Here is a 22724-nt window from a genome sequence, read left to right as displayed (position 1 = left end):
TTGCCGTCGCTGCGGGTTTCTGTCATAAGCCGCCCCGCGTCGAACCGCCCGGCCGATAGGGCTGCCGTGGCGGCTCGTGCTGCTCCACCAGAAGCATCATCGCGCACACCTCATCCGACCCTCACGGGTCGGCCCGGAGGGATTTTCGCGCAACGGAGAGCCAAATGCCCAAGCTGAAGACCAAATCAGGCGCCAAGAAGCGCTTCAAGATTACCGGCACCGGCAAGGTGATGTACGCCCAGGCCGGCAAGCGCCACGGGATGATCAAGCGGACGACCAAGCAGATCCGCAACCTGCGCGGCACCACGACCCTGTTCGAGGGCGATGCCGCCAACGTGAAGAAGTACTTCCTGCCGAACGCGCGGTAAGTCTTCGACACCCGTTGCCACTGTCTTTCGTCGAAACCAGGAGATAACCGATGGCCCGCGTCAAGCGCGGCGTGACCAGTCACGCGAAGCACAAAAAAGTTCTGAAGGCCGCCAAGGGCTATTACGGCCGGCGCAAGAATACCATCCGCATCGCCAAGCAGGCGGTCGAGAAGGGCATGCAGTATGCCTACCGCGACCGCAAGAATAAGAAGCGCACGTTCCGCGCCCTGTGGATCCAGCGCCTCAACGCGGCGGTGCGCGAGCACGGCCTGACCTATTCGCGCTTCATCAACGGTCTTGCGAAGTCCGGCATCGTCGTCGACCGCAAGGCGCTGTCGGAGTTGGCGATCCACGAGCCGGCGAGCTTTGCCGCCGTGGTCGAGAAGGCCAAGGCCGCCCTCCCCGAGACCACCGCCAAGGCCGCCTGAGGCTCGATTTCCCGCGCAGGCGGACGGAAGGCGCGGCTCTCCTTTGGGAGCTGCGCCTTTTTCGTTTCCGAGCTGCTGCGGGGCGGCCCCGTTGCCGTTTGCGCGGATGCCCCGACTTGCGCGAATGCGAACGGCGCGCAAAAGCATGCGGCGATCACGGACCGCCAACCCAGTTCGAAAAAAACGATGACCGATCTCGACAGCCTCGAACGCGATCTCCTGGCCCAGGTGACGGCTGCGTCCGACGAGGCGACCCTCGACGCCGTGCGCGTGGCCGCGCTCGGCAAGAAGGGCAGCGTCTCGGACCTGCTCAAGACCCTGGGCTCGATGACGCCCGAGGAGCGCAAGGAACGCGGCCCCCTGATCAACGGCCTGCGGGACCGGGTCCAGGGCGCGGTCACGATCCGCAAGAGCGCCCTGGTCGAGGCCGCCCTCGAGGCCCGTCTCGCCTCCGAGCGGGTCGACGTGACGCTGCCCCTGCGCGAGGCGCCGGAGGTGCGCGGCCGGATCCACCCGATCACCCAGGTGATCGACGAGATCACCGCGATCTTCGCCGATATGGGCTTCGCCGTGGCCGAGGGCCCGGATATCGAGACCGACGAGTTGAACTTCACTGCGCTGAACTTCCCGCCCGGCCACCCGGCCCGCGAGATGCACGACACGTTCTTCCTGGCGCCGGACCATACCGGGAAGCGCAAGGTGCTGCGCACCCACACGTCTCCGGTCCAGATCCGCACGATGCGGTCGCAGACGCCGCCGATCCGGGTGATCATCCCGGGCCGGACCTACCGGCACGATTCCGACCAGACCCACACGCCGATGTTCCATCAGGTCGAGGGGCTGGTGATCGACACGGCGGCCAACATCGCCAACCTGAAATGGGTGCTGGAAGAGTTCTGCAAGGCGTTCTTCGAGGTGGACGGCGTGAAGATGCGCTTCCGCCCGTCGTTCTTCCCGTTCACCGAGCCGTCGGCCGAGGTCGACATCCAGTGCTCCCGCAAGGGCGGCGAGATCCGCTTCGGCGAGGGCACCGACTGGCTGGAGATCCTGGGCTGCGGGATGGTGCACCCGAACGTCCTGCGCAATTGCGGCCTCGACCCGGACGCGGTGCAGGGCTTCGCCTTTGGAGTCGGCATCGACCGCATCGCCATGCTGAAATACGGCATGCCGGACCTGCGGCCGTTCTTCGAGGCGGATGTCCGCTGGCTCGATCATTACGGCTTCCGGCCGCTGGACGTGCCGAGCCTGATCGGTGGTTTGACGGGGTAACGCGCGAGCGGGAGGCGGCCACGATGACAGAGGGCGAGATCCGCACGATTGCCAACGAGATCCTGTCTCGGACGCTGGGAAGTTCCGGCTATGAGCGAGTCGAGGTGCAGCCCGGCCTCGATCATGCCGGCGAGCCCTCATGGTTCCTCAAGGCGGTGTTCAAGCCAGGATCCGGTGTCACCGACGGCGGACGTTTGAACGGCGCCAATGCCGATCTGCGGATGAAGCTGTTGGAACGCGGCGAGGACCGATTTCCCTACCTGAACGTCGAATATCCTGATGACGAGGTGCTGGCTGACGACGAAGAGCTTGAGAAGCCGTAATGCCGCGTCTCGGCAATCCCCTCGTCTATGATCTTCTCGATGTGGCGGACACGCTGGCGCGCCAGAGCGGCCGCATGAACTTGCGCAAGGCTGCGATGCGACGGGCGGTGAGCAGCGCCTATTATGCCGTGTTCCACGCCTTTTGTTTCGTCTGTGCGAGCGTGATCGTCGGCTGGAAGCGAAGCGCCGAACTGGAATCCGTCTACCGCATGCTCGACCATGGCCAAATCAGGAAGCGTCTGACATCTCCGGAAGCAGCTCAGATCGCGCCGGATGTAGCCAGGATCGGTGCGACCTTCACGGTTCTCCAGGAGCGCCGACATCTGGCCGATTACAGCTCGCCGGCTCTGCCGGTGAGCCGCAATGAGACCCTCGCGATCCTGGCTCGCGCCCGCGAGGCTGTGGAGGCTCTCGAATCCCTTGGCGATGACCAGCGGCGCAAGCTGGCCGTCCTCCTCATAACGAAAGCGCGGCTCTCCTGAGCCGCAAGGTTCCGACTGATGAAATTCACCCTCTCCTGGCTCAAGGAACACCTCGAAACCGAGGCGTCCCTCGACACGATCGCTGTGACGCTGACGCGGATCGGCCTCGAGGTCGAAGGCGTCGAGGACAAGGCGGCGGCGCTCAAGCCTTACGTGGTCGCCCGGATCCTGACGGCCGAGCAGCATCCCAACGCCGACCGGCTCCGAGTCTGCACCGTCGAGACCGGCGCGGGCGAGCCGGTGCAGGTGGTCTGCGGGGCGCCGAACGCCCGGGCCGGCCTCATCACGGTGTTCGCGCCGCCCGGCACCTACGTGCCCGGCAAGGCGATCACGCTCTCGGTCGGCACGATCCGCGGCGTCGAGAGCCGGGGCATGCTGTGCTCGGGTTCCGAACTCGGCCTCGGCGAGGATCATGACGGCATCCTCGAGCTTCCGGCCGAGGCGCCGGTCGGCCAGGGCTACGCGCTCTATGCCGGGCTCGACGATCCGGTGATCGAGATCAACCTGACGCCGAACCGCCCGGACTGCACCTCGGTCCACGGCATCGCCCGCGACCTCGCGGCGACCGGGATCGGCACGCTCAAGCAACAGGCCCTGCCAGGCGTGCGGGGCGAAGGCCCCTGCCCCGTCGAGGTCGACCTGTCCTTCGCGCCGGAGGACCGGCACCTCTGCCCGCTCTTCGCCCTCCGGCTGGTGCGCGGCGTGAAGAACGGCCCGTCGCCGGCCTGGATGCAGGCCCGGCTGCGGGCGATCGGCCTGCGCCCGATCAACGCGCTGGTCGACATCACCAACTACGTCACCTTCGACCGCGGCCGGCCGCTGCACGTGTTCGACGCCGCCAAGGTGTCGGGCCATCTGACGGTCCGGCGCGCACGGGACGGCGAGAGCCTGCTGGCACTCGACGGGCGCACCCACACGCTCACCGACGACACGGTGGTGATCGCCGATGAGGCCGGCGTCGAATCGATCGCCGGCATCATGGGCGGGCAGGCCTCAGGCTGCGACGAGAGCACCACGGACGTGCTGATCGAATCGGCCCTTTGGGATCCGGCCAACATCGCCCAATCGGGCCGCCGCCTCGGCATCATCACCGATGCGCGCTACCGGTTCGAGCGCGGCGTCGATCCGGCCTTCACGCTGCCGGGGCTCGATCTGGCGACGCGCCTCGTGACCGAGCTATGCGGGGGCACGCCCTCCCAGGCGAAGATCGCCGGCGAGCCGCCGGAATCCGAGCGGATCATCGACTTTCCATGGACAGAAGTGCGGCGGCTAGCCGGCATCGAGCTGCCGCGGATCGAGATCAAGCTGATCCTGGAGACGCTGGGCTTCCACATCTCCGGCACCGGCGACCGGGTGAAGGTGCTGACGCCGTCCTGGCGGCCGGATGTCGAGGGCAAGGCCGATCTCGTCGAGGAGGTCGTCCGCATCGCCGGTCTCGACCGGATCGAGCCGAAACCCCTGCCGCGGCTCGCCGGGATCGGCCGGCCGCTGCTCACCGTGATGCAGAAGCGCACCCGCATCGCCAAGCGCGCCCTGGCGAGCCGTGGCTTGATGGAGGCGGTGACGTGGTCGTTCGTCCCCCACGCGGATGCCGAGCTGTTCGGCGGCGGCGGTGCCGATCTGGTGCTTGCCAACCCGATCGCCTCGGAACTGTCGGACATGCGTCCGAGCCTCGTGCCGGGGCTGCTCCGGGCCGCACAGCGCAATGCCGATCGCGGCTACCCGGATGCGGCCCTGTTCGAGGTCGGCCAGTGCTTCGCCACGGACCAGCCCGAAGGCCAGAGCATCCGTGCGGCCGCGGTGCGCCGGGGTAGCGCCACCTTGGCGGGCGCCGGGCGCCACTGGGATGGATCGACCAAGCTTGTGGATGTCTTCGACGCCAAGGCCGATGCCCTCGCCCTGCTGGGCGCCCTCGGCGTGCCGACCGGCGGTCTCCAGGTGACCGCGGGCGGCCCGTCCTGGCTCCACCCGGGCCGCTCGGGCACCCTGCGCTTCGGCCCGAAATCCGAGATCGGCTGGTTCGGCGAGGTGCATCCGCGGACGCTCCAGGCCCTCGACCTCAAGGGCAGCTTGGTGGCGTTCGAGATCGTGCTCGACGCGCTGCCGCTGCCCAAGCACAAGCCGACCAAGGCCAAGCCGGCGCTGGCCCTGTCCGAGTTCCAGCCCCTGTCCCGGGACTTCGCCTTCGTGGTCGGGCGCGACGTGCCGGCGGGCGACATCGTCAAGGCGGCCCAGGGGGCCGAGCGCAAGCTCGTCACCGGCGTCGAGGTGTTCGACCTCTACGAGGGGACCGGCGTGCCGGAGGGCTCGAAATCGGTGGCGATCGCGGTCCGTCTGCAACCGGTTGAACGCACCCTGACCGATGCCGAGATCGAGGCGGTGAGCGCCAAGATCGTGGCCGAAGTCTCGCGCCGGACCGGCGCGACCCTGCGCGCCTGAGGAGGATTGCATGAGCCGGATTGCAGCCCTCATCGAAGACCTGTCCGCGTCCGAATACCGGCCGACCAAGGCCCTGCGCGAGGCGCTGGCGCATCCGGCCGAGATCGCCGAGGCGACGCTGCCGCTGCTGGAGGCTGCGGCCAAGGGTGACGAGCTAATCCCCGAGCAGGAGAACCTTCTATTCTGGGGCCTGCACGTCATGGCGCACGCCCGGGACACGCGCGCCCTGGCGCCGCTCCTCACGCTGCTCCGGCAGGACGAGGAGACGCTCGACGCGATCTTGGGCGACGCCGTGACGGCGACCCTGTCCAAGGTCGTGGCGAGCCTGTTCGACGGGGATCACCAGCCGCTGTTCCGCCTGATCCTCGACAGCACCGTCGACGATCTCACCCGCATGGCGCTGCTGTCGGCTTGCACCTTCCTGACCTTGGAGGGGCGGATCGACCGCGACGCGATGCACGCCCTGCTGGTCCGGTTCGACGACGCGAAGGCGGCCGTCGAGGAGGGGCCGGCCTGGGTCGGCTGGGAGGAATCGATCGCGCATCTCGGCTTCCGCGACCTCGCCCCCCGCGCCGCGGCAGCCCGTGCCGACGGGCGGATCACCGACGAGATCAGCGACGCCGACTGGTTCAAGGAGGCGCTGCGCAAGGCCGAGACCAAGCCCGACGACCGGGACCGGCTCGGCCCCTACCAGTACGGCTATCTCGAGGATCCGGTGGAAGCCCTCGACTGGACCGCGGAGGGCGCGGGCGAGCCGCAGCGCAACCCGTTCAAGGATGTCGGGCGCAACGACCCTTGCCCCTGCGGCTCGGGCAAAAAATTCAAGAAGTGCTGCCTCGGCAAGGCGGAAGCCGACGGCCCCTGGATGCCGCCGGGCGCCCTACTCGGCTGACGTGCCGGCGCCGCTGAGCGGGTTGTCCGGATCCCAGCCGTAGCTCAGCGTCTCGAACCGCATCGAGCGGGCATCGACCATCAGCAAGCGCCCGACCAGCGGCTCGCCGAAATCCGCCACGGCGCGGATCACCTCCATGGCCATCAGCGAGCCCATTACCCCGGCCAGCGCCCCGAGCACCCCGGCCTCGGCGCAGGCCGGCACGCTGCCTGGCGGCGGCGGGTTCGGGAACAGGCAGCGATAGGTCGGGTTCGGCTTGCCGTCGGGACCGGTCTCGTCCGCCCGGATGGTGGTGAGCGTGCCGTCGAACCGGCCGAGCGCCGCCGTCACCAGCGGGCGCCGTGCGTGGAAGCAGGCATCCGAGACCGCGTAGCGCGTGGCGAAGTTGTCGGATCCGTCGGCGACGAGGTCGTAGCCGGCGATCAGGTCGACGGCGTTGTCCGGCGCGATGCGGAACGGGTGCGGGACCACCGCGACGTGCGGGTTGAGCCGCGCCACCGCGTCGGCCGCGCTCTCGACCTTGGGCCGGCCGAGATCCGGGGTGCCGTGGATCACCTGGCGCTGGAGGTTCGAGAGCGAGACGATGTCGTCGTCGACGATACCGATCGTGCCGATACCGGCTGCCGCGAGGTACTGGATCAGCGGTGCGCCGAGCCCCCCGGCCCCGATGACCAGCACCCGGGCCGCCTTGAGGCGGGCCTGTCCGGGGCCGCCGACCTCGGCCAGGACGAGGTGGCGGGCGTAGCGTTCGATCTCGTCGGGAGCCAGGGCCATGGGCAGGAGATAGTCGTCCGCGCGCCGCGACGGAAGCGTCACAAACGCGAACGCCGCCCCGGTCAGGAGGCGGCGTGAACAACGATTCGCAAGTGGATCAGCGCGGCGCCAGAATCATGATCATCTGGCGGCCTTCGAGCATCGGCTCGCTTTCCACCTTGGCGATCTCGGCGGTCTCGGTCTTCACGCGCTCCAGGAGGCGCAGGCCGATATCCTGGTGAGCCATCTCACGACCGCGGAAGCGCAGGGTCACCTTGACCTTGTCGCCCTCCTCGAAGAAGCGGTGCACCGACTTCATCTTGGTGTCGTAATCGTGCTTGTCGATGCCGGGGCGGAGCTTGATCTCCTTGACCTCGACGGTCTTCTGCCGCTTGCGCGCCTCGTTCTGCTTCTTCTGCTCGTTGAAGCGGAAGCGCCCGTAATCGAGCAGCTTGCAGACGGGCGGCACCGAGTTCGGCGCGATCTCCACGAGATCGAGGCCGGCTTCCTCAGCGAGGGTCAGCGCGTCGAAGAAGGGAACGACGCCGCGGTTCTGCCCGGTATCGTCGATCAGCTGCACTTCCCGCACCCCGCGGATGTCGCGGTTGGCGCGCGGCCCGTCCTTCTGCGGGGCCGGCATGGCTCTCATCGGTCTACGAATGGCTTCGGTCTCCTGCTGCAACGACGAAACGGCGGATCGGATCACCCGTTCCCAGGATCTCCTGACCGCCAGCCGCTCCGGTCTCTTCCGGACATACTACGTTGGAGGAAGCCCGGCCAGAGTCAACGGGGTGTCGGGGCGAGGCGCGAAATAATCGGCCGCGCGTTGAAACGCCGACTCACGTCCCGGGCATCAGTCCCCTGGGGCGCGCACAGCGATCAGGAGTTTCGGCCGAGCAGCTGCGCGTAGACCGCCAGCGTATCGCCGGCCATGCGCTCCAGCGAGAAGTTCGCCTCGACATGGGCGCGCCCGCGCCGGACCAGCGCATCGCGCGCGCTGGCCCCGAGCGACAAAGCTTCGGTCAGGGCGGCAGCGAGCGCGCCCGCGTCGCCGGGCGGCACGCGCCACCCGGTCCGCTGGCTGGCCGCAACGTCCGGCGGCGCCAGAACCGTTTCGGGGACGGCGCCGAGATCGGACACGACCACGGGCGTGCCGAGCGCCTGGGCCTCCACGGCCGAGCGGCCGAACGCCTCGGGCTCTACGGACGGAACGGCGACCACGGAAGCCGCCCGAAACGCCGCCGGCATGTCGGTGCAATGGCCGACCCGGCGGACGATGCCGCCGAGGCCGCGGGCGGCGATCAAGGCATCGAGTTCGCGCTCGTAGGAGGCTCGTCCCTGCGGATCGCCGGCGAGCACCACCGCGAGGTCCGGGACGCCCCGGTCGCGCATCTGCGCGGCGGCGTCGATCAGCACGCGGTGCCCTTTCCAGGCGGTGAGCCGGGCGGCCAGCAGGATCACCCGCTCGTGCGGCGCGACGTTCCAGGCCCGGCGCAAGGCCTCGACCCGACCGGCGCCGACCGCCACCGGATTGAATACCGCGAGGTCCGTGCCCCGATGGATCACTCGGACGCGGTCGCCGGCCTGCTCGGCATGGAGCTGGTGGATCAGGTCGGCGGTGTAGCGCGAATTGGCGATCACCACGTCGCCCCGGGCCATCACCGAATTGTACAGCACCTTCACGCCGGTGCGGCCGGAATAGCTGCCGTGATAGGTGGTCACGAAGGGCAGGCCGAGGCGGCGGGCGGCGCCGAGCGCCACCCAGGCCGGCGCCCGCGACCGGGCGTGGACGATCTGCACGCCCTCGCGCCGGCACAGGGCCATCAGCCGCACGACGTTGAGCGCCATGCGGGCCGGGTTCTTCGAGGCGGCCGGGAAGCGCAGCCAGTGGCCGCCCTTGGCCTGGAGCTCGCCGATCAGGCGCCCACCCTCGGTGGCGACCAGCGCTCGGGCTCCTACCGCCGCGAGGGCGGCGGCCACGTCGACCGTGGTCCGCTCGGCGCCGCCGGCATCGAGTTCCGGGATGATCTGAAGCACCCGGGCGCCCGCGAGAACATCGATTTCGGCGGGGAAGCTCGACAGGCTGCGCGTCACATCACCCATCCGCGCTCGGTCGGCGAGGAAGCGCAAGCCTCCCGCCGGCATCTCCAACATGCTCGTACCCATTGCCCCAGCATCGCGGTCGCGCTTTACGGTCCGGTAAACGGAGGTTGAAGCCGACCCGGTCAGGGAAGGACTTCGCCAAGTTCGATAGAGGCCTAGCGGAGAGATCGATGACCGATACAGGGCCGGATTTCATCACCGTCGGCGAAGGAGCCGCCGCGCGGCGGATCGCCGTACGGGTACGCGAGGGCGCCGGGCCGCCGGTGGTCTGGCTCGGGGGATTCCGCTCCGACATGACCGCCACCAAGGCGACCGCCCTCGACGCCTGGGCGGCCGAACAGCGGCGTGCCATGGTCCGGTTCGACTATGCCGGCCACGGCGCGTCCGGTGGCACGTTCGCCGATTGCACCATCTCGTCCTGGCTCGAAGACGCACAGGCGGTGCTAGCGCGCTACGTCACGGAGCCGCCGATCCTGGTCGGCTCGTCGATGGGCGGTTGGATCGCCTGCCTGGTCGCGCAGGCTCGGGCCGCGCGCGGTCAAAAGACCGCAGGGCTCGTGCTGGTCGCTCCGGCCCTGGATTTCACAGAGGATCTGATCTGGTCGCAGCTCGATGAGCTGGCACGTGTCGCGCTGATGCGCGATGGGATCCTTCAACGGCCGAGCGATTATGCGCCCGAGCCCGACCCGATCACCCTCGCGCTGATCGAGGACGGCCGCCGCAACAGATTGCTCGAAGGCCCCTTCGATCCGGCCTGCCCGGTCCACATCCTCCAGGGCATGCGCGACCCGGATGTGCCCTACGCCCACGCCCTCAAGACGGTCGGCCGGCTCCCGGCCGAGGGCACCGTTCTCACGCTGATCGCCGATGGCGACCACCGCCTGTCACGGCCGCAGGATATCGCGCGGCTCGTGGCGGCGGTGGCGGGAATCGCCTGACCACAAGGATCAGTGCAGGCTGACGGCGTGGAGATCCTGGGCGACCGCATTGGCCAACACCACGTCGCGGGAATCCGCCAGCATGATCGGCTCGCCGCTCGCCGAGAGCAGGGCGAACAGGTCGAGGCCGGGCATCAGTTCCGGCGCCTGCGGGAACAGACGGCGCACCTCGTCGGACCGGATCGGGCGGACATAGGCGATATGGCCCTCGCCGAGGGCGGCGAGATCGGCCGGGTTGAACTCGGTCGGGTCGAGGTCGGCGGGGGTCAGGGGAGATACGTTCAGGTTCGTCATGTCTTGCCCTCCTGGGGTGGCAGAGCGTCTACCTCCGGTCCCGGAGGCACCGGCGGTTCCATCCTGATGTGGGGATGTCCGGCGCCCAATCAATCGACCTATGGCATCGTCGCGCAGGGTCCAGACCGACCTTGAAATCGGGACCGCTCTAGCCTCGGGCGCCGATATCGATCTTGCGCACGATCCGGTCGGGCTCGGGCCGGACGAGATCGATCGAGAGCAGGCCGTTGGCGAGATCCGCCCCCAAAACCTCCATGCCGTCGGCCAAGAGGAAGGTGCGCTGGAACTGCCGCGCCGCAATGCCGCGGTGCAGGAAGTGCCGCTCGCGCTCCTCGACCTGCCGGCCGCGGACCACGAGTTGGCTGTCCTCCAGCATCACGTCGAGCTGCTCCTGGGTGAAGCCGGCCACCGCCAGCGTGATGCGCAGGCGTTCCGGCTCCCGCTCGGTGCGAGGAAGCCGCTCGATGTTGTAGGGGGGATAGCCGTCGTTGGCGCCCTTGGCGACCCGATCGAGGGCCTGCTCGATCTCGTCGAAGCCGAGCAGGAACGGATGCCCGAAGGGCGAGGGTCGAGTCATTGCGGCCGTCATCCTCACAGCGAGGCCTCCGACCCTGGGACTAGCCGCAGCCCCGGATCTCCGAGCACCTCGACGCCATGGAGCCCGTGCAAGACAGCGCTCCCCCGGTCGAAACGCCGCCGGTAAGACGGAGATATGGCCGAGGCCCCCAACCCCATCAAGGGAACGGGTTAATTTCGCTTCCCAAACACGATTGGCCCCCTCGAACCGATGCGGCGGGCGGGAGGTTTCGGCATATACCGCCGGGATGTTTAAGCAAGTCCGTCGACAGTCAAGCTCTCGTCTAACAGTTTGGAACTGCTCTGATTTTCTCGCCGGGTCTTGATTGCGGCAGCCGTCGTGGCTACTGCCGCGGCTGGTGATCGTCCGGCTTTGGACGGGTTCTCATCAACTATTCCCGAACCTAGCGGGACGCACCGGAGCCCCGATGAGCGTGCCTTCGACCCCGGCAAGTCATGCGGCGATGCAGCGCGTCGTCGACGTGTGCGGCGACGAAGCCGACATCCTGGCGCTGTCGGTGGCCCGATTCGTCGCTGCCGGGTACATGACCAGCGATGTCGCCTGCTGGAATGCCGCTTTCGACGGTGCCGAGCAGTTGCTCGGCCCGGCCGAGGGATGCCGCTTCGTCGCCAGCGTAGTCGCGATCGTTCGGGCACTCCGGGCGGAGCGCGAGGACGATTGGTCGTTCATGCCGGCGAGCTGCTGCCGCGTCACCGGCCACGAATGCGCCCTGGTCGCGCTGATCGGCCGGGGACGACGTCGGCTCTGGGCCGATCTCGAAGAGGCCGCGGCCGAGATCACCGGGCGCGACGCCGCGCCCCGCCTGGTCGCGGCAGTGCGGGCCGCCGTCGCCACCCTCGATGCGGCGGCCGAACGCCTGTCGCCTACGACTTGCCCGCGCAGGGTCGTACTTCACTGAACTGCGTCGGCCGCTGCGGCGGCGTGCTTCGGCTCCGGCCGGATCTGAGAGAAGAGGAAATCGGTTTGGTGGTTGCCTTGAGCGTCCCCTTGTACCGCCGCCGGATCGGGCGGATCGCCCTCGATATGGTGGCCTGCCTCGCGCTCTCGGCGCTCCTGGTCGTCTCGGCGCTGGCGCAGGACGCCGCGGCCGAGAAGACGCCGCTCAAGCTCCAGCTCAACAAGCTCGAGACCGCGGGCGAGGCCTGCCGGGTGACCCTGGTGGTCGACAATGCCAAGGGGACCGGCCTCAAATCCTACAAGGTCGACCTGTTCGCCTTCGATCCGGACGGGGTCGCCCAGAAGCGGGTGGCGGTCGAACTCGGGCCTCTGCCGGCCCGCAAGACCACCGTGAAGATCTTCGACTTCCCGGGCATCGCCTGCGCCAAGGTCGGCCGTGTCCTGCTGAACGACGTCCTGGCCTGCGACGGCGGCGAGGCCGCCCGCGAGGCCTGCCTGGACCGGACCGAGACCGAGACCAAGGCCGGACCCGCCTTCGACCGCTGATACGGGCGGCCTGAAGGCCCCAGAGACCACACCGCCCGGCGGCGAGAGCTGCCGGGCGGTCAGCGGCTTTCGCCGCACCTCGACGAGACGGCGGCCCTGGGCCGCATGACACCAGGAGCCCGCGATGGACCCGACACAAGCCCCGACCGAGGTCGCCCACGACTTCTCGTTCCTCGGCCTGTTCCTGCAGGCCGACCCGATCGTGAAGGGCGTGATGATCCTGCTGGTCATCGCGTCGATCGCGTGCTGGACGGTTGTGTTCGAGAAGATCATCCGGCTCTCGGCCGCCCGGCGCCAAGCGAAGGCGTTCGAGACGCTGGTGCGCTCGGGCGGCAGCCTCGACGGCCAGCACAAGGGGCTGACCGGCCACGTCGTGAAGGCCGCCATCGACGCGTGGCGCGACCAGGATCCCACCGAGACCCGGGCCGAGCGGCGCGAGCGGATCGAGCGGGCCATGCGCGGCGCGCTCGGGCTTGAGGTGAAGCGCCTGCGCACGGGTCTGTCGCTGCTGGCGACCTCCGGCTCCACCGCCCCGTTCGTCGGCCTGTTCGGCACGGTCTGGGGCATCATGAACTCGTTCTCGTCGATCGCGCGGAGCCAGGACACCTCGCTCGCCGTCGTCGCCCCAGGCATCGCGGAGGCGTTGTTCGCGACCGCCATCGGCCTCGTCGTCGCGATCCCGGCCGTGATGGCCTACAACAAGCTGGCGGGCGATATCGGCGGCATCCAGAGTTCCTTCAACGCCTACATCGCGTTGCTGGGCGACCGCCTCGCCCGCGAGCGGACGGGGGCCGGGCAGCACCGCGCGGCGGCCGAGTAGGCGCCCACCGGCACCGTTGCCCGTCGCGTCGCGACGGGGCCGGGCTCCAAACCTTCGATCTGACGTGCTCGCCGATACCGATCCGGCCGCGAGCGCTTGAAACCATGGCCCGCACCGGGCCGACCGCAACCAACCGGAGACGCCGCCATGGCGATGGCATCGCCCCGCGCAAGCGACGATGACGACCTCGACGACATGCCGATGTCCGAGATCAACGTCACCCCGATGGTGGACGTCATGCTCGTCCTGCTGATCATTTTCATGGTCGCGGCGCCGCTGATGACCACCGGCGTGCCGGTGCAGCTGCCCAAGACTGCCGCTGCCAAGGTGGCGCAGTCGAAGAAGCCCCAGGAGGTCACGGTCGACAAGGACGGCAACCCGTCGATCGCCAAGGAGGTGTTCACCATGGACAGCCTCGTGCCACGCCTGCGCGAGATGGCCGGCGCCGACAAGGACCAGGTCATCCTGGTGCGGGGCGACCGGGACGTGCCCTACGGCAAGATCATGCAGGTGATGGGCCTCGTCGGTCAGGCGGGCTTCACCAAGGTGTCGCTGATCGCGCAGGCGCCGGGCGGCCCCGCCGCGGCGGCCCCGGCCGCCCCCGCAGAGACCGCCCGCTGAATCGATGAGCACGCTGACTTCGACGGATCTGCCGGCGGGCCCCGGCGAGCGCGGCCCCTCGGGGCTGCTCCTCGCCTTCCTGGTCGCGTTCGTGCTGCACGCGCTCGTGCTCGCGGCGGTGATGTTCTACCGGCTGACGCCGCCGGCGCCCCCCGGCGAGCAGCAGATCTCGATCGATCTGGCGCCGGTGATGACCGACGCGGCGACCGAGGCGCCGGCCGAGCAGCAGATGAGCCAGGAGGCGCCCCCGGAGACCAAGCCCGTGGAGCTGCCGCCCGACGAGGCCGTGCAGCCGCCGCCGCCCGAGATGACCGAGGTCAAGCCCGACGAGACCCAGGCCATCACCGAGCCGCCGCAGGAGGCCGTGCCGGTGGAGGCCCAGAGCGGCGTCATAACCTCGTCCTCCGAGGCGGCCGAGCCTCTGGCACCGCCCCCGACCGAGGTCGCCAAGACCGAGGAGCCGCCGAAGCCGACGCCGGATCCGGCGAAGATCAAGGCCGAGCGCGAGGCGAAGCTGCGCAAGATCCGCGAAGAGAAGCTGCGCGAGCAGAAGCGCGAGGAGCGTCTCGAGGAAATCCGCGAAGCGAAGCTGAAGGCCGCCCGCGAAGCCAAGGCGAAGCAAGCCAAGGCGCAGCAGGGCGCCGAGGCACGCAATTCGGCTTCCGCAGCGCGCCAGAACGCCGCCGGCCGGGCCGCGGCGGGCAGCGATCCGAGCGCGCTGCGTCAATGGACCGGGGCGATCAGCGCGGCGATCCACGGCCGGATGAACCCGGGCGCCGCCGCCGGTACCGCCGGGGGCACCGCCATGGTCCGGTTCACCGTGTCGCGCTCTGGGGCGGTGAGCGGCGCGGGCCTCGCCCGGTCGAGCGGCGTCGGCCAGATCGACAGCGCGGCGCTGGCGGCGGTGCGGGGCGGCATGCCGGCGGCGCCGGCCGGCGTGACGCAACCGAGCCTTTCGATCACGATCCCGCTCAACTATCGCGTGCGTTGAGTGCCAATAGACAACGCTTGGCGCGGCAGAGGCGCCGGTCTCGATTGAACAAGCGCCTCGCGACGCAAGACGAATACGCTCGCCTGTCCTGCACGATCAACAGGCCGGATTCGCCATCCGGCCTGCGCGCGTGCTAATGCGGTGGTGATCACGGCCTCGAACAGTCGTCCCAGGACGGCGCGGCGGGGCGGATCGTCCGGCCTTGCCCTCCACCCCTCGAACAGGCCGGACCCGCTCCAGAGACCGTTCCGGCGCGCGATGCGCAGGCGGCGGTGCCGCTGGACCGGGGCGAAAGGCACAGGATGAGCGACGAGACTGAGACCGACCTCGACGAGGCCGAGGACATCCGCGACGCGGAAGCGGAAGCCAAGACCCGGGCCGACAACCGTGCGGAACGGGCCGAGCGTGCCGAGCGCATGGCCCGCGAGGGCGCGCAGGCGATGGCCGAGCATCACGCGTCGATCAAGGCGATCGACGAGCGGACTCTGAAGCTGCGCTCCCTGCGCCTGGCCAAGGAAGCCGCCGAGGCCGAGACCAAGGCCGCGGAGGCCCAGACCAAGGCCGCCGACGCGCAGGCCAAGGCGGACGAGAAGGCAGCCAAGGCGGCGGCCAAGATCGCCGCCAAGAGTGCCGGCAAAGGAACCGCCAAGAAGGCGGCGCCGAAGAAAGCTGCCGCGAAGGACTGAGGGCCGATGGCCGACGATCGCAACCGCCGCCGATTCACCGATCCGCGCACCGCAGCCGAGGCGGCCTTCAAGGCCGCCACGACTGCCAAGCCCGCCGCCGCCCCGGCGGCCCCGCCCGCAGCGCCGCGCCCCGCGGCTGTTCCGGGCGCGCGGGAGATGGTCACCCTGCGCCTCGACAGTGCCGTGCTGGCTCATTTCCAGAAGGACGGCCCCGGCTGGCAGGACCGCGTCAACGAGGCGCTGAAGGCGCTGGTGCCGGCTTCTGAGGATTGAGGCCGGCCCACGCGGTGGTCGCCCGCGGCGCCGGGTCGGCCCCGTCACGGGCGCACGCGCGTCGAACTGAGACCCGCATCTTGAGATCGCGCGACCGCGCCTGATCCCGACGGATCCGACCCGACGTTCGGGATCGTGCTTCCGTGCGCATCCTGTGGAGAATCTTGTCATGAGTGAACGCATCATCCTCCGTGCCGGCGAAGCCCTCGTGGCGGGCGGGCCGCCCAACACGGCGGCCGAGCCGGAGGTCATCATCGGCGAGCTCGACGGGCCGGTCGGCACCGCGATCGCGACCCTGACCGGCGACCAGGTCGTCGGCCACAGCCGCGTCTTCGCGCTGCTCAACACCGACATCATGGTCCGCCCGGTCACGCTCTGCGTGTCCAAGGTGAGCGTGACCGAGAGCAAGTACACCTCGATCCTGATGGGCACGGTGCAGTTCGCCATCGCCAACGGCGTCCTCGATGCCGTGCGGGCGGGCTATATCCCGAAGGAGAAGGCCAACGACCTCGGCATCATCTGCTCGGTCTGGCTAAGCCCCGGCGTGATCCAGGCCGAGACGGTCGACCACAAGGCGCTGTTCGAGATCCAGCGCAAGGGCATGACCGAGGCGATCCGCAAGGCCATGACCAACGAGCCGTCGATCGACTGGCTCCTGGAGAACCAGGACAAGATCGTGCACAAATATTATACGATGGGCCTCGAAGGTAAGATCTGATTTTCGCGATCCGGCCATCGACCAAGAATGGCTCGGGCGAAAGCTCGGGCCATTCTTGTTTTCGCCCTCGTCATACGCCCCCCAACCATCCCGTCACCCACGCACCGGCCGCTCCCGCAAGATCCGGTTCACCGCCCGGTCGAGGGCTGACAGGAACGAGGAGCGATCGGCGCGGGAGAACGGCGCCGGGCCGCCCGTGATCGTTCCGGCCTCGCGCAGGGACTGCATCAGGTCGCGGGTCGCCAGCGCCATGCCGATCGAGGCCTCGCTGAACGGCTTGCCGGTGAAGGCTAGCACGGTGGCGCCGGCTTTCACGCAGCGGGCGGCCAGCGGCACGTCGGCGGTGAGCACGATGCTGCCACGGCCGGCCCGCTCGGCGATCCAGTCGTCGGCGGCGTCCAGCGCCGAGCCGACGACGACGCGCACGATCCAGGGCTCGCGCGGTAGGTTCAGCACGCTGTTGGCGACGACGTGGACGGTGAGGCCGTAGCGCGCCGCGACCCGGTAGGTCTCGTCCTTCACCGGGCAGGCATCGGCGTCGAGATAGATCGGCGGCCGGCCCTCCTCCGCGCTCATCGCCGGGGCACCAGTTTCGAGGTGAAGCCCGCCAGGATCAGGAGCGCCCCGAGGGCGAACTGCCAGCGCTCGATATCGCCGCCGATCGACAGCACCACCGCGCGGCCGATGACGAACAGCCCGAGCAACGGCGGCAAGAAGCGCAGCACGAGCTTGAGGACGGTCAGGGCAGTCCAGGGCCCGGTCCCGGCGGATGCCATCAGCGCGCCCCTGCGAGCCGGCGCGGCGGCTGCTCGGTCAGCGTCGTATCGGACGCAGCACCGCGCTCCAGCGTCGCCACCGCGAGCGGCGCGCCGCGGCCGCGCAGCGCATGCGCCCCCAGCGAACGCGCCCGCACGCCGGCTGGCAGGGACGGCAGCCGGCTGAGGAGATCCTGCGAGATCAGGATTCCGACCCCGAGCGGCCGGCACAGGGCCTCGATCCGCGAGGTGACGTTCACGGCATCGCCGAAATACGCGATCTTGTGGCGGTCGACGCCGACTTCGGCAGTGACCACCGAGCCGCCATGCAGCGCGGCGCGCAGCTTCGGCACCGTGCCGAACCGGGCGGTCCAGGCGGCCTCCTCGGCCTCGATCCGGTCGATGACGTCGAACACGCAGGTGACGCAGCGCGCGTCCTTCAGGCCTCGGCTCATCGGCCAGGTCACCATCGCGAGGTCGCCGATATAATCGTCCACCGAGCCGCCGTTGCGGCGCACAGGCTCGGCCAGGGTGGCGAAGACCGCGCTCAGATATTCCTGGGCGCGCAGGTCACCATGGGTCTCCGCGAAGGCGGTGGAGCCGACCACGTCCAGGAACAGGAAGATCCGCTCCTCGGCCACCGGCTTGTGGTAGCGGCCGATCATGAAGTTCACGAAGATCTCGCCGCCGACGAGGTCGCGCATGCGGATCACGAAGACCAGCAGGCCCGCCACCGCCAGGGCGTAGGCGAGGACGCGGGCGTTCGTCCGGGTCGCCACGGCGAGTTCGTCGCCGGTGAGGCCGAAGGTCCAGACGATCAGGCCGCCGAGGGCGTTGCCCGACACGATCATCAGCACGTAGGCGAGTTCCGCCGCGAAGACGTAGAGCCAGGCCGGCAGGCGCCGGATCCGCGCCTGCAGCCCCGCCAGGATGAGGCCGCGATCGAACGCGAGAACCGTCGCCCCCGTGCACAGGCCGTAGGTGAAGCCGGCGAGCGGCGTGGCGCCGTCCGCGAAGATGATGTTGTAGAGCAGCCCCGCGCCGGCGGCGGCGAGTAGGATCAGCGCCCAGAACATCCGGTGGGCCGGCAGCATCAGCGCGTCTCCCACAGGGTCGATCGGGCGGCCGCCGCGCATGGCGCGCTCCAGGCCCTCGCAGATGACCTGGCAGGCCCCCTGGGGGCCTCGTTGAGCGCGGCGTGAGACACTGGCCTAAAGTTCAACACCGGAGCGGCGACGGCCCATTGCTCATCCCCCCAAGATGGCGCGAGTAAGGCGCAGCGGGGTGGGGACGCCGGCTCGGCCCAAGCGGGCGGGCCGACGATCGAGAACGAGACCCCACCCGGCCGGGAAGGGAGCGCTGCCATGCACGCCAGGAGCTTTGGGGCGACGCGCGTCTCGGTGCCGGTCATCGGCCAGGGCACGTGGCACATCGACGGCTCGGACCGGGCCGACGCGGTGCGTGCCCTGCGGGCCGGCATCGATGCCGGCATGACCCATATCGACACGGCCGAGATGTACGGCGACGCCGAGGCGATCGTGGCCGAGGCCATCGCGGATTGCCGCGAGGAGGTTTTTCTCGTCTCGAAGGTGGTCCCGGGCAACGCCACGCGCCGGGGCGTCGTGCGGGCCTGCGAGGCCTCGCTGAAGCGGTTGAAGACCGACCGGCTCGACAGCTACCTGCTGCATTGGCCCGGGCAGCATCCCCTGGCCGAGACGATCGCGGGATTCGAGGACCTGCGCCGAGCCGGCAAGATCCTGTCCTGGGGCCTGAGCAACTTCGACGTCGACGACCTCGACCGGGTGCTCGCCATCGCCGGGCCGGACCGGATCGCCTGCAACCAGGTGCTGTACCATCTCAACGAGCGGGCGATCGAGCACGCGGTGCTGCCCTGGTGCGAGACGCACGGCGTGGCGATGGTCGGTTATTCGCCGTTCGGCAGCGGCGATTTCCCCGACCCGGCCAGCGCCGGCGGCCGCGTCCTGGACGGCATCGCCCGAGCCCACGGCACGACGCCCTACGCGGTGGCCCTGGCCTTCCTGACCCGGCTGCCCGGCACCTTCACGATCCCCAAGACCGGTCGCCCGGCCCGGGCGATCGAGAATGCCGGCGCCGCCGACCTGCATCTCGGCCCGGCCGAGCTCGCCATGATCGACGCGCATTTCCCCCGGGGGAAGCGGCCGCGGATGCTGCCGATGCTGTAAGGGGCGGAGAAGATCGGCACAGCGTGGCAGGTTGGCGAGGGCCGAGGAATCGCGGTACCGCCTCCGAACCGCGGCCGTTACGCCAGCGCCGTCCGAAAGTGCCCGCCCCACATGCTGAAGCTGCTCTTCCCCTCGGCTCTCGCCCTCGCGGCCGGTGTCAGCATCGTCATCCAGCAGGCGCTGAACGCGAATCTGCGCACGGCCCTCAACTCGGCCGCGTTGTCGGGCGTCGTAAGCTTCACGGTCGGGGTGGCCTGCATGGTCGTCGTCGCCCTCGCAGCCCGCGACCCGATCCCGTCCGCCGGCGTGCTGGCGCGGATTCCGTGGTGGGCGTGGAGCGGCGGGCTGTTCGGGGCGATCTTCATCGGCCTCGGGATCGTCCTCGTCCCGCAGCTCGGGGCCGGAACTTTCTTGGCGCTCCTGGTCACCGGCCAGATGCTGGCCTCGGTGATCTTCGACCACTACGGCTGGATCGGCCTCGCGCAGCGGCCGATCGACCTGCCACGCGCAGTGGGCGTCGCGCTCCTGATCGGCGGCGTCGTCCTGATCCGGCGCTGACCGAGACCGGCTCTAAGTCCTTGATTTGACGCGCTCGCTGACGCCGAACCGGTATCCACTTCGGCTGCGCGCGCTCTAGGTCGCGGACTCATAAAGTTCGCAGCCAGACCCGGAGGGCGGCGAGTTTGACGCTGGCAAGAAAGTTGTCGGGATCCTTGTCGTAGCGGGTGGCGACGGCGCGGAAGTGCTTGATCTTGCTGAAGAAGCGTTCGACCAGGTTGCGGTACTTGTACAGGAACGGGCTGAAGGCCAAGACCTGCTTGCGGTTGGGCATCGGCTTCACGTTCGCCCAAGCCCCCTGCTCGGACATCCGGGCTCGCAGCGCATCGCTGTCGTAGGCCCGGTCACCCAGCAGGACCTGGCCTTCACCCAGCCCGCCCAGCATGTCGGTCGCCGAGCGCCCGTCATGCGCCTGACCGGGCGTGATCTTCAGCGCCACGGGACGGCCCTCGGCATCCACCAGCGCGTGGATCTTGCTGGTCAGGCCGCCCCGTGAGCGACCCATGCCACCGGATCCGCCGTCTTTTTTTTGGCGCAGGCTGCATGCTGGTGAACCCGCACGCTGGTGGCGTCGATCATCTGCAGATCGCCCTCGTAAGCCTTCGACACAGCAGCCAGAAGCCGATCCCAAATGCCGCGCTTGCGCCAGCGCCGGAAGCGGTTGCCGCAGGTCGTGTAGGGCCCGTAACGCGCCGGGATGTCGGCCCACGGCGCACCCGTGCGCAGCCGCCAGAAGATCCCGTTCAGCACCCGTCGGTCGTCCACCCGATCCTTGCCGCGTACGTCCGTCGGCAGAACCGGCTCGATCACCGCCCACTCTACATCCGTCAGGTCAAACCGCGCCATCCTCGGTCCTCCATTCGGAGAACCAACGATGCCCCGACCAAACCGTGCCACCCGTTATGGGTTCACGACCTAGTGCGATGGCTTAATCTGGCCGAAAGTTGTCGGCCCGCTTTTCAGAGTGACGTTGGCAGAAGCGGACGTCGGCGGGCTCGGCAAGAGTTGGCTTCGGTCCGGCACCGATGCGATGATCGCGTGTTCGGACCGGTATCGTTCAAACGGGTGAGCTGCGTGACCGGCGTGTGGCATGGCGAGAGCGCGGTCCCTGGCCTGGAATACCGAGATGGCACGGCACGACGAGACGAGGCTGCTCGTGTCCGTTAGCCGCCAAATTGATCATGTTTGACTGGATCGGCATGGCGACGCTGTCGGATTGAGGGAATGGAGTTTTCTATTCAAAGCGAATGTCTGGGCATAGCGTCCTCTCGCTAGCTGCTTTATTCCGCAGTCGGGTCCGTGCATCATTGGCGGACGAGCATCGTGTCCTCGGACCGGGTGCTTTCGCGGGAACTCGTCTCAAGCCTGATGTCAACGGGCGCGTCGATCCCGCCGCAGGGAGGATTTTGGATGGATCGTCGCGTCCTGTTGGCCGGCGTCGGCGGTCTCGCCGCATGGACTGCGCTTCGCTCGCCCGCCTCTGCTTTGGATGGGGACAGGACGTCCATCGTGCTCTGGCACGCGATGTCGGGCGCGAACGGCGAGGAGGTCAACAGGCTGACGCGCGACTTCAATGCGAGCCAATCCGAGGTCACGCTGGAGGCGGTGTTCAAGGGCACCTACCCTGAGACGCTGACGGCGGCGATCGCCGCCTACCGCGCCGGCAAGGCGCCGCACATCGTCCAGATCTTCGAGGTCGGCACGGGCACGATGCTGCAGGCGGGCCCCGCCATCAAGCAGGCCTGGAAGCTCGCGGAGGAGACCGGGTTCGGTCTCGATCCCAAGGCCTACATCCCCGGCGTGCGCGGCTATTACAGCCTGCCGGACGGCAAGCTCGCCTCGATGCCGTTCAACTCCTCGACGGCAGTCATGTGGTACAATCGCGACGCCTTCGAGAAGGCGGGGCTCGATCCTGACATCCCGCCGGCCACCTACGATGACTACGCGAAGGCGGCCCGCACCCTCGCGTCGAAGGCGCCCACGCCGATCGCGAGCACGTCGGCCTGGATGACCTGGATTCAGTTCGAGGAATATGCCGCGATCCAGAACCTCGCTTACGCCACTGAGAACGATGGCTATGATGGCCTCGGCGCGGAACTGCTCATCAATACCAAGCCCTTCGTCGACCAGCTCCAGCGCTTCCTAGACCTGTCGAAGGACGGTGCCTTCAAGTATACTGGCCGCGACGGCGCGCCGGATGCGATCTTCTACTCCGGCCAGGCGGCGATCGGGTTCGGTTCGTCGTCGGGCCGCGCCGACATCGTTAAGAACGCCAAGTTCCGCTACGCCGAGGCCTTCCTGCCGACCGAGCCGGCCCTGAACCCGCGGCCGAACAACTCCATCATCGGCGGCGCCAGCCTGTGGGCGATGACGGCGCCGAAGCGCACCAAGGCCGAGTACAAGGGCGTCGCGGCCTTCTATGCCTTTATCGCGAAGCCCGAGCAGGTCGCGCTCTATGCCCAGAACACCGGCTACGTCCCAGTGACGCTCGCGGGCTACGAGGCCACCAAGCAGGCGGGCTATTTCGACAAGAACCCTGGCACCGACGTGCCGGCGCGGCAGCTCTCGCGCGGGGAATTGACCCCGAACTCACGCGGCCTGCGCCTCGGCCGCCTGCCGGAGATCCGCGCGATCCTCTACGAGGAGATCGAGAAGGCGCTCCAGGGCCAGCAGACCGCGCAAGCCGCCATGGACAGCGCCGCCGCGCGCGGCAACCGGGTGCTGCGCGACTTCCAGAAATCCACGCGCGGGTGAACGCGGCGGACCGG

Annotated in this window: 27 protein-coding genes and 1 pseudogene; 19 read left to right on the top strand and 9 right to left on the bottom strand. The window is 69.0% G+C overall.

Annotated features, from left to right (window positions below):
- Positions 1-164 precede the first annotated feature (164 nt).
- From rpmI to MKL20_RS30725, 7 genes are all read left to right on the top strand, one after another.
- Positions 165-368 carry a 50S ribosomal protein L35 gene (gene rpmI, locus MKL20_RS30755; protein WP_007561407.1) on the top strand — a complete coding sequence of 68 codons (204 nt, stop codon included), beginning with the start codon at positions 165-167 and terminating at the stop codon, positions 366-368.
- A 50-nt stretch (positions 369-418) separates the two neighbouring features.
- Positions 419-796, top strand: a complete 378-nt coding sequence (rplT, locus tag MKL20_RS30750) for a 50S ribosomal protein L20 (RefSeq protein ID WP_007561402.1) — start codon at positions 419-421, stop codon at positions 794-796.
- A gap of 186 nt (positions 797-982) precedes the next feature.
- Positions 983-2065 carry a phenylalanine--tRNA ligase subunit alpha gene (gene pheS, locus MKL20_RS30745; RefSeq protein ID WP_243965864.1) on the top strand — a complete coding sequence of 361 codons (1083 nt, stop codon included), beginning with the start codon at positions 983-985 and terminating at the stop codon, positions 2063-2065.
- A 23-nt stretch (positions 2066-2088) separates the two neighbouring features.
- A complete protein-coding gene (locus tag MKL20_RS30740) occupies positions 2089-2388 on the top strand; it encodes a hypothetical protein (protein ID WP_243965863.1) in 300 nt (99 codons plus the stop codon).
- Positions 2388-2870, top strand: a complete 483-nt coding sequence (locus MKL20_RS30735) for a hypothetical protein (protein WP_243965862.1) — start codon at positions 2388-2390, stop codon at positions 2868-2870. The genes MKL20_RS30740 and MKL20_RS30735 overlap by 1 nt, the downstream gene beginning before the upstream one ends.
- An 18-nt stretch (positions 2871-2888) precedes the next feature.
- Complete coding sequence (gene pheT, locus MKL20_RS30730) at positions 2889-5309, top strand: phenylalanine--tRNA ligase subunit beta (RefSeq protein WP_244039865.1); 2421 nt, start codon at positions 2889-2891, stop codon at positions 5307-5309.
- A gap of 10 nt (positions 5310-5319) precedes the next feature.
- Positions 5320-6201, top strand: a complete 882-nt coding sequence (locus MKL20_RS30725) for a DUF1186 domain-containing protein (RefSeq protein ID WP_244039864.1) — start codon at positions 5320-5322, stop codon at positions 6199-6201.
- On the opposite strand, the gene MKL20_RS30720 is transcribed toward MKL20_RS30725, so the two are convergent.
- From MKL20_RS30720 to MKL20_RS30710, 3 genes are all read right to left on the bottom strand, one after another.
- Complete coding sequence (locus MKL20_RS30720; protein ID WP_244039872.1) at positions 6190-6975, bottom strand: HesA/MoeB/ThiF family protein; 786 nt, start codon at positions 6973-6975, stop codon at positions 6190-6192. The two genes, MKL20_RS30725 and MKL20_RS30720, sit on opposite strands and share 12 nt — an antisense overlap.
- A 97-nt stretch (positions 6976-7072) precedes the next feature.
- On the bottom strand, positions 7073-7594 hold the full coding sequence (infC, locus tag MKL20_RS30715; RefSeq protein WP_243944922.1) for a translation initiation factor IF-3: 522 nt from the start codon (positions 7592-7594) through the stop codon (positions 7073-7075).
- 239 nt (positions 7595-7833) lie between these two features.
- Positions 7834-9057 carry a glycosyltransferase family 4 protein gene (locus tag MKL20_RS30710; RefSeq protein WP_244039863.1) on the bottom strand — a complete coding sequence of 408 codons (1224 nt, stop codon included), beginning with the start codon at positions 9055-9057 and terminating at the stop codon, positions 7834-7836.
- Between the two features lie 170 nt (positions 9058-9227).
- On the opposite strand from MKL20_RS30710, the gene MKL20_RS30705 reads away from it, so the two are divergent.
- Entirely contained in the window at positions 9228-9995 is a 768-nt protein-coding gene (locus tag MKL20_RS30705; RefSeq protein ID WP_244039862.1) for an alpha/beta fold hydrolase, read from the top strand.
- A gap of 9 nt (positions 9996-10004) precedes the next feature.
- Here the strand turns inward: MKL20_RS30705 and MKL20_RS30700 are convergent, their stop codons facing one another.
- Together MKL20_RS30700 and MKL20_RS30695 are read right to left on the bottom strand one after the other, a co-directional pair.
- The gene (locus MKL20_RS30700; protein ID WP_243965854.1) at positions 10005-10289 is read right to left on the bottom strand and encodes a DUF1150 family protein; all 285 of its coding nucleotides are present in this window, start codon (positions 10287-10289) and stop codon (positions 10005-10007) included.
- Positions 10290-10437: 148 nt separating this feature from the next.
- Positions 10438-10866 carry an Hsp20 family protein gene (locus MKL20_RS30695; RefSeq protein WP_243965853.1) on the bottom strand — a complete coding sequence of 143 codons (429 nt, stop codon included), beginning with the start codon at positions 10864-10866 and terminating at the stop codon, positions 10438-10440.
- Between the two features lie 427 nt (positions 10867-11293).
- Between MKL20_RS30695 and MKL20_RS30690 the strand changes: the two genes are divergently transcribed.
- From MKL20_RS30690 to MKL20_RS30655, 8 genes are all read left to right on the top strand, one after another.
- Positions 11294-11785, top strand: a complete 492-nt coding sequence (locus tag MKL20_RS30690; protein ID WP_244039861.1) for a hypothetical protein — start codon at positions 11294-11296, stop codon at positions 11783-11785.
- Between the two features lie 68 nt (positions 11786-11853).
- Positions 11854-12330, top strand: coding sequence for a Tat pathway signal protein (locus MKL20_RS30685; RefSeq protein WP_244039860.1), 477 nt, complete (start codon positions 11854-11856; stop codon positions 12328-12330).
- Between the two features lie 124 nt (positions 12331-12454).
- Positions 12455-13150: a MotA/TolQ/ExbB proton channel family protein gene (locus MKL20_RS30680; protein ID WP_243965850.1), complete on the top strand. Its 696-nt coding sequence runs from the start codon at positions 12455-12457 to the stop codon at positions 13148-13150.
- A 147-nt stretch (positions 13151-13297) separates the two neighbouring features.
- Positions 13298-13771 (top strand): ExbD/TolR family protein, encoded by a 474-nt coding sequence (locus tag MKL20_RS30675; protein ID WP_244039859.1) that lies wholly within the window; start codon positions 13298-13300, stop codon positions 13769-13771.
- Between the two features lie 4 nt (positions 13772-13775).
- Entirely contained in the window at positions 13776-14762 is a 987-nt protein-coding gene (locus MKL20_RS30670; RefSeq protein ID WP_243965848.1) for an energy transducer TonB, read from the top strand.
- 302 nt (positions 14763-15064) lie between these two features.
- A complete protein-coding gene (locus MKL20_RS30665; RefSeq protein WP_243965847.1) occupies positions 15065-15448 on the top strand; it encodes a hypothetical protein in 384 nt (127 codons plus the stop codon).
- A gap of 6 nt (positions 15449-15454) precedes the next feature.
- The gene (locus MKL20_RS30660; RefSeq protein ID WP_243965846.1) at positions 15455-15721 is read left to right on the top strand and encodes a BrnA antitoxin family protein; all 267 of its coding nucleotides are present in this window, start codon (positions 15455-15457) and stop codon (positions 15719-15721) included.
- A gap of 169 nt (positions 15722-15890) precedes the next feature.
- A complete protein-coding gene (locus MKL20_RS30655; protein WP_243965845.1) occupies positions 15891-16439 on the top strand; it encodes a formaldehyde-activating enzyme in 549 nt (182 codons plus the stop codon).
- Positions 16440-16532: 93 nt separating this feature from the next.
- Here the strand turns inward: MKL20_RS30655 and MKL20_RS30650 are convergent, their stop codons facing one another.
- From MKL20_RS30650 to MKL20_RS30640, 3 genes are read right to left on the bottom strand one after another with little or no spacing between them, the layout of a single operon-like run.
- Complete coding sequence (locus tag MKL20_RS30650; RefSeq protein WP_244039858.1) at positions 16533-17015, bottom strand: YaiI/YqxD family protein; 483 nt, start codon at positions 17013-17015, stop codon at positions 16533-16535.
- Positions 17012-17215, bottom strand: a complete 204-nt coding sequence (locus MKL20_RS30645) for a hypothetical protein (RefSeq protein WP_243965842.1) — start codon at positions 17213-17215, stop codon at positions 17012-17014. The genes MKL20_RS30650 and MKL20_RS30645 overlap by 4 nt, the downstream gene beginning before the upstream one ends.
- Entirely contained in the window at positions 17215-18288 is a 1074-nt protein-coding gene (locus MKL20_RS30640) for an adenylate/guanylate cyclase domain-containing protein (RefSeq protein WP_243965868.1), read from the bottom strand. Before MKL20_RS30640 ends, MKL20_RS30645 begins: the two co-directional genes overlap by 1 nt.
- A gap of 270 nt (positions 18289-18558) precedes the next feature.
- Between MKL20_RS30640 and MKL20_RS30635 the strand changes: the two genes are divergently transcribed.
- Both MKL20_RS30635 and MKL20_RS30630 read left to right on the top strand, forming a co-directional pair.
- Entirely contained in the window at positions 18559-19398 is an 840-nt protein-coding gene (locus tag MKL20_RS30635; protein ID WP_243965841.1) for an aldo/keto reductase, read from the top strand.
- Between the two features lie 111 nt (positions 19399-19509).
- A complete protein-coding gene (locus tag MKL20_RS30630; RefSeq protein WP_244039857.1) occupies positions 19510-19956 on the top strand; it encodes a DMT family transporter in 447 nt (148 codons plus the stop codon).
- Between the two features lie 88 nt (positions 19957-20044).
- Here MKL20_RS30630 and MKL20_RS30625 read toward each other — a convergent pair.
- Positions 20045-20802 (bottom strand): annotated as a pseudogene (locus MKL20_RS30625) (IS5 family transposase).
- A 564-nt stretch (positions 20803-21366) separates the two neighbouring features.
- On the opposite strand from MKL20_RS30625, the gene ugpB reads away from it, so the two are divergent.
- Positions 21367-22710, top strand: a complete 1344-nt coding sequence (ugpB, locus tag MKL20_RS30620) for a sn-glycerol-3-phosphate ABC transporter substrate-binding protein UgpB (protein ID WP_244039856.1) — start codon at positions 21367-21369, stop codon at positions 22708-22710.
- Positions 22711-22724 lie beyond the last annotated feature (14 nt).

The organism is Methylobacterium sp. E-066 (assembly GCF_022829635.1).
Lineage (GTDB): Bacteria > Pseudomonadota > Alphaproteobacteria > Rhizobiales > Beijerinckiaceae > Methylobacterium.
This window is presented reverse-complemented; position numbering and strand designations above follow the sequence as displayed.

Coding starts and splice junctions, on each gene's coding strand:
- rpmI (WP_007561407.1), top strand. CDS start 165: ATGCCCAAGCTGAAGACCAAATCAGGCGCCAAGAAGCGCTTCAAGATT.
- rplT (WP_007561402.1), top strand. CDS start 419: ATGGCCCGCGTCAAGCGCGGCGTGACCAGTCACGCGAAGCACAAAAAA.
- pheS (WP_243965864.1), top strand. CDS start 983: ATGACCGATCTCGACAGCCTCGAACGCGATCTCCTGGCCCAGGTGACG.
- MKL20_RS30740 (WP_243965863.1), top strand. CDS start 2,089: ATGACAGAGGGCGAGATCCGCACGATTGCCAACGAGATCCTGTCTCGG.
- MKL20_RS30735 (WP_243965862.1), top strand. CDS start 2,388: ATGCCGCGTCTCGGCAATCCCCTCGTCTATGATCTTCTCGATGTGGCG.
- pheT (WP_244039865.1), top strand. CDS start 2,889: ATGAAATTCACCCTCTCCTGGCTCAAGGAACACCTCGAAACCGAGGCG.
- MKL20_RS30725 (WP_244039864.1), top strand. CDS start 5,320: ATGAGCCGGATTGCAGCCCTCATCGAAGACCTGTCCGCGTCCGAATAC.
- MKL20_RS30720 (WP_244039872.1), bottom strand. CDS start 6,975: ATGGCCCTGGCTCCCGACGAGATCGAACGCTACGCCCGCCACCTCGTC.
- infC (WP_243944922.1), bottom strand. CDS start 7,594: ATGCCGGCCCCGCAGAAGGACGGGCCGCGCGCCAACCGCGACATCCGC.
- MKL20_RS30710 (WP_244039863.1), bottom strand. CDS start 9,057: ATGGGTGATGTGACGCGCAGCCTGTCGAGCTTCCCCGCCGAAATCGAT.
- MKL20_RS30705 (WP_244039862.1), top strand. CDS start 9,228: ATGACCGATACAGGGCCGGATTTCATCACCGTCGGCGAAGGAGCCGCC.
- MKL20_RS30700 (WP_243965854.1), bottom strand. CDS start 10,289: ATGACGAACCTGAACGTATCTCCCCTGACCCCCGCCGACCTCGACCCG.
- MKL20_RS30695 (WP_243965853.1), bottom strand. CDS start 10,866: ATGACTCGACCCTCGCCCTTCGGGCATCCGTTCCTGCTCGGCTTCGAC.
- MKL20_RS30690 (WP_244039861.1), top strand. CDS start 11,294: ATGAGCGTGCCTTCGACCCCGGCAAGTCATGCGGCGATGCAGCGCGTC.
- MKL20_RS30680 (WP_243965850.1), top strand. CDS start 12,455: ATGGACCCGACACAAGCCCCGACCGAGGTCGCCCACGACTTCTCGTTC.
- MKL20_RS30675 (WP_244039859.1), top strand. CDS start 13,298: ATGGCGATGGCATCGCCCCGCGCAAGCGACGATGACGACCTCGACGAC.
- MKL20_RS30670 (WP_243965848.1), top strand. CDS start 13,776: ATGAGCACGCTGACTTCGACGGATCTGCCGGCGGGCCCCGGCGAGCGC.
- MKL20_RS30665 (WP_243965847.1), top strand. CDS start 15,065: ATGAGCGACGAGACTGAGACCGACCTCGACGAGGCCGAGGACATCCGC.
- MKL20_RS30660 (WP_243965846.1), top strand. CDS start 15,455: ATGGCCGACGATCGCAACCGCCGCCGATTCACCGATCCGCGCACCGCA.
- MKL20_RS30655 (WP_243965845.1), top strand. CDS start 15,891: ATGAGTGAACGCATCATCCTCCGTGCCGGCGAAGCCCTCGTGGCGGGC.
- MKL20_RS30650 (WP_244039858.1), bottom strand. CDS start 17,015: ATGAGCGCGGAGGAGGGCCGGCCGCCGATCTATCTCGACGCCGATGCC.
- MKL20_RS30645 (WP_243965842.1), bottom strand. CDS start 17,215: ATGGCATCCGCCGGGACCGGGCCCTGGACTGCCCTGACCGTCCTCAAG.
- MKL20_RS30640 (WP_243965868.1), bottom strand. CDS start 18,288: ATGCTGCCGGCCCACCGGATGTTCTGGGCGCTGATCCTACTCGCCGCC.
- MKL20_RS30635 (WP_243965841.1), top strand. CDS start 18,559: ATGCACGCCAGGAGCTTTGGGGCGACGCGCGTCTCGGTGCCGGTCATC.
- MKL20_RS30630 (WP_244039857.1), top strand. CDS start 19,510: ATGCTGAAGCTGCTCTTCCCCTCGGCTCTCGCCCTCGCGGCCGGTGTC.
- ugpB (WP_244039856.1), top strand. CDS start 21,367: ATGGATCGTCGCGTCCTGTTGGCCGGCGTCGGCGGTCTCGCCGCATGG.